At 54.7% G+C, this 1,200-nt stretch carries 1 protein-coding gene; it reads left to right on the top strand.

The window, feature by feature from the left end:
* The first annotated feature begins 70 nt into the window (after positions 1 to 70).
* Positions 71 to 1,158, top strand: a protein-coding gene (locus tag B9A97_RS29220; protein WP_143530778.1) for an IS3 family transposase whose coding sequence is annotated in 2 segments (ribosomal slippage) — positions 71 to 332 and positions 332 to 1,158 — 1,089 coding nt in all. Because the reading frame shifts where the segments join, the coding sequence is not laid out codon by codon here.
* Positions 1,159 to 1,200: the final 42 nt, after the last annotated feature.

Raw genomic sequence — 1,200 nt, 5'->3', positions numbered from 1 at the left:
GGTAATCCCCCCGCATATTAACTGGCTTCAAAAGTAGAATTTTCTCGGCAATATGATCGAGGAGAATTCGATGAAGATGAGCAGATTTAGCGAACCACAAATCCTTGCAATCCTTCGCCAGGCAGAAGGCGGTGTTCCGGTGCCCGAGCTTTGCCGGGAACATGGAATGAGCACGGCCTCATTTTATAAATGGCGATCCAAATACGGTGGCATGGACGCGTCGATGATCAGTCAGATGAAGGCTCTGGAAGACGAGAACCGTCGGTTGAAGAAGATGTACGCGGAGATGAGCATGCAGGCGGAACTGCTCAAAGAGGCTCTGGGAAAAAAGTGACGCGGCCGTCTCAACGCCGAGAGATGGCCGGGAAAGCAGTGGCATTGCGCGGGGTGAGCATTGCGCTTGCCTGCCGCACGTTCGAGGTCAGCGAGACCTGCTATCGCTATAGCGCTAAGCTGAACGATGAGAACGAGCAGATCGCCGATCTCCTGATTGGACTGACGCGAGCGAAGAAGACCTGGGGCTTTGGCCTGTGTTTTCTTTATCTGCGGAATGTCCGGGGACATCGCTGGAACCACAAGCGCGTCTACCGCATCTACCGCGAGTTGGAGTTGAACCTCAGGATCAAGCCACGCAAGCGTTTGAAGCGGGACAAACCCGATGCCTTGACTGTACCGGATGCGCCGAACCTGGTCTGGTCGATGGACTTCATGGCAGATCGTTTGGAAGACGGCAGGCAGTTCCGGCTGCTGAATGTCCTGGACGACTTCAACCGCGAGGGGCTGGGGATCGTGGTAGACTTTTCGCTACCCGCCGAGCGCGTGATCCGAAGCCTCAACCAGATCATCGAATGGCGAGGCAAACCGTTCGCCATTCGTGTGGATAATGGACCCGAATACGTCAGCGGCAAACTGATGGAATGGGCTGAAACGCAAGGAATTGCTTTGAGCCACATCCAGCCCGGAAAGCCGCAACAGAACGCTTATGTCGAGCGCTACAACCGCACCGTCCGACATGAATGGCTCGACCAATACATCATTGAAAGTATCGAGGAGGCACAGGAATTCGCCACGCAGTGGCTATGGACCTACAACAATGAACGGCCCAATATGGGCATCGGCGGCATAACCCCCGCACAGAAACTGAAAATGGCCGCGTAAATTCTACTACAGAGCCCCGTTAAAAACGGGGGGATTACCCTA

This window comes from Rhizobium sp. RU36D (assembly GCF_900176345.1).
Taxonomy (GTDB): Bacteria; Pseudomonadota; Alphaproteobacteria; order Rhizobiales; family Rhizobiaceae; genus Allorhizobium.
Note: the sequence above shows the minus strand (reverse complement) of the source record. Positions and strands in the feature narration are given on the sequence as shown.